This window comes from Ideonella sp. P3_A4 (assembly GCF_056403075.1).
Map to the genome: position 1 here is coordinate 1 of NZ_JBFUGE010000697.1, position 2,944 is coordinate 2,944.

3 protein-coding genes are annotated in these 2,944 nt (G+C 67.1%); 2 read left to right on the forward strand and 1 reads right to left on the reverse strand.

Going from position 1 to position 2,944, the window contains the following annotated elements; translation table 11 throughout:
• The first annotated feature begins 127 nt into the window (after positions 1-127).
• Both AC1DYI_RS31315 and AC1DYI_RS31320 read left to right on the forward strand, forming a co-directional pair.
• Complete coding sequence (locus tag AC1DYI_RS31315; protein WP_477208018.1) at positions 128-1,078, forward strand: CysB family HTH-type transcriptional regulator; 951 nt, start codon at positions 128-130, stop codon at positions 1,076-1,078.
• Positions 1,068-2,276: a pyridoxal phosphate-dependent aminotransferase gene (locus AC1DYI_RS31320; RefSeq protein WP_477208019.1), complete on the forward strand. Its 1,209-nt coding sequence runs from the start codon at positions 1,068-1,070 to the stop codon at positions 2,274-2,276. Before AC1DYI_RS31315 ends, AC1DYI_RS31320 begins: the two co-directional genes overlap by 11 nt.
• Before the next feature lie 12 nt (positions 2,277-2,288).
• On the opposite strand, the gene AC1DYI_RS31325 is transcribed toward AC1DYI_RS31320, so the two are convergent.
• Positions 2,289-2,944, reverse strand: a 656-nt coding sequence (locus AC1DYI_RS31325) for a type IV pilus assembly protein FimV (protein WP_477208020.1), incomplete at its 5' end; no start/stop codon positions are given.

A 2,944-nucleotide genomic window follows, 5' to 3' on the forward strand; every position in this document is an offset into this window, starting at 1 on the left:
GCCCTGGCCCAGATCGCCATCGAACCCATGGACATCAACAACGAGGAGCGCGCATGAGCCCCGCCCGGCCGCCCGTAGGGGCTCATTCCCGCTTGGCGGGACCGGCCACAAGCCGTAGGGTGCACCAATGAACCTGCATCAGTTTCGCTTTGTGCAGGAAGCGGTGCGCCGCAACCTCAATCTCACCGAGACGGCGAAGGCGCTGTTCACCTCCCAGCCCGGCATTTCCAAAGCCATCCTGGAGCTGGAAGAAGAGCTGGGCGTCGACATCTTCGTGCGCCACGGCAAGCGGCTCAAGCGCGTCACCGAGCCTGGCAACCAGGTGCTGAAATCGGTCGACCTGATCCTGCGCGAGGTCGCCAACCTCAAGCGCATCGGCGAAGAATTTTCCAAGCAAGACAGCGGCCGGCTGTCGATCGCCACCACCCACACACAAGCGCGTTATGTGCTGCCCGAGCCGGTGGCGCAGTTGCGCAAACGCTTCCCGAAGGTGCAGGTCAGCCTGCACCAGGGCACGCCGGACCAGGTGGCGCAAATGCTGCTGTCCGACGCCGCCGACATCGGCCTGGCGACCGAATCGCTGGCCGACTACGAAGAGCTGGTCACCCTGCCCTGCTACGAGTGGCAGCACGTGATCGTGATGGCGGCCGACCACCCGCTGGCGCACGTCGAGCGGCCCACGCTGGAACAGCTGGCCGAAGAGCCGTTGATTTCATACCAACCGGCCTTCGCTGGCCGCAAGAAAGTCGACCAGGCCTTTGCGCAACGGCGCCTGAAACCCAACATCGCGCTGGAGGCCATCGACTCCGACGTGATCAAGACCTATGTGCGCAGCGGCCTGGGCGTGGGCATCATTGCCGAGATGGCGATGAAGGCCGAAGGCAACAGCACCGACCTGGTGTGGAAGCCGGCCGGCCACCTCTTCGGCAGCAACACGGCCCGCGTGGCGTTCCGCCGCGGCGCCTATTTGCGCAGCTTCGTGCTGACCTTCGCCGAACTTCTATCAGACCGCCTGTCGCGCACCTTGATCGAACGCGCCATGGGCACCAGCCAGGGTGATGACAACTATGAACTTTGAGATTGAACGCCCCTCGGCTGGCAGCATCAGTGCCTCGCCACCGGTGCCCCGCACCCCGCTGATCAGCAGCCGCCTGCCCGAAGTCGGCACGACCATCTTCAGCGTGATGTCGGCGCTGGCCGTCAAGCATGGCGCAGTCAACCTGGGCCAGGGCTTTCCGGATTTCGACTGCGCGCCCGGCCTGGTCGAGGCGGTGCATGCAGCCATGCAGGCCGGCCACAACCAGTACCCGCCGATGGCCGGCGTGCCGGCACTGCGCCAGGCGCTGGCCGCCAAGATCGAACGTTTGTACGGCCACCGCTACAACGCCGACACCGAAATCACCATCACTGCCGGCGCGACGCAGGGCATCCTTACCGCGATCCTCGCGCTGGTGCACCCGGGCGACGAGGTGATCGTGCTCGAGCCCTGCTACGACAGCTACGGCCCGGCTATCACGCTGGCCGGCGGCACGGTCGTGCGCGTGCCGTTGAACCCCAACGGCTTCCACCTCGATCTGGCCCAGCTGAACGCGGCGCTGAGCCCGCGCACCCGCGCCATCATCATCAACACGCCGCACAACCCGACCGGCAGCGTCTGGTCGGCGGCCGACATGAAGGCCCTGGCCGAACTGCTGCGCCCGACCGATGTGCTGGTGCTGTCGGACGAGGTCTACGAGCACATGGTGTTCGATGGCGAAACCCACGCCAGCGTCAGCGCCGAGCCTGAGCTGGCCGCGCGCAGCCTGGTGATCTCGAGCTTCGGCAAGACCTACCACGTGACGGGCTGGAAGGTCGGCCACGTGGCCGCGCCAGCGGCGCTGATGGCCGAGTTCCGCAAGGTGCACCAGTTCAACGTGTTCACCGTCAACACGCCGATGCAGCATGGCCTGGCCGCCTGGTTGGCCGACCCTGGCCCCTACGAGGAGTTGCCGGCGTTCTACCAGCGCAAGCGTGACCGCTTCCGCAATGGCCTGGCGGGCACGAGATTCGAGTTGCTGCCCTGCGCCGGCAGCTACTTCCAGTGCGTCGACTACAGCCGCATCAGCAGCCTGCCCGACCTGCAGTTCTGCGAGTGGCTGACGGCCGAGGTCGGCGTCGCCGCCATCCCGCTGTCAGCCTTTTATGCCAGTGCGCCCGAGCGGCCGATCGTGCGCTTCTGCTTCGCCAAGACCGAAGCCACGCTCGACGAAGCGCTGCGCCGGCTGTCGCGACTCTGAACGGCCGCGCGATCAGCGCAGCGGGCGGCGGGCCGGGTCCAGCGTTGGCTCGGTGTCTGCGTCGCCGGTATCGCCAGCCGGCGGCAACGCCACCTGGCCCTGCAGCGGCGGCAGCGCGAACGACGTGAGTTCGAACGGCGGCACCTCCGCTGGCGAAGCTGCCACCTCGACTGTCGCGTGGGCCGCATCCGGCCCGACGTCGCCGTCCAGCGGCAGCAGCACGTCGACTGCCGCCGTCTTGCTGCCCCCTTGCTGCCACAGGTCGCGCGCCAGCGCGTACAACACCAGCACGTCCTTGTAGGCCGGCAGGTCGAACAGCTCGTAGGCCGCGTCCTTGCGGAACAGCATGGCTTCGAGCATCGCCATCGCGTCCAGTGGCTCGGGCCACAGCGACTGCAGGTGCTGCACCACATCGGGATAGTCTTCCAGCGCCCGGCCACTCAGCGGGCCGTCTTCCCACTCCGGCGCATAGGCATTGAAGCGGCGGTTGAAGCGCGTGCGGATGCGCTCGTAGGCGTCGCGGTCGCCCTGGCGCCGGTAGATCTCCAGCAGCTTGGTGTAGGGCAAGGGGCTCAGGCCGCCGGTGCTGCGCAAGTGCGCCATCAACAGGTCGATTGCGGCCTCTTCCTGGCCCAGCGCGATGAAGAAATCGGCCTGCTGCTCCAGGT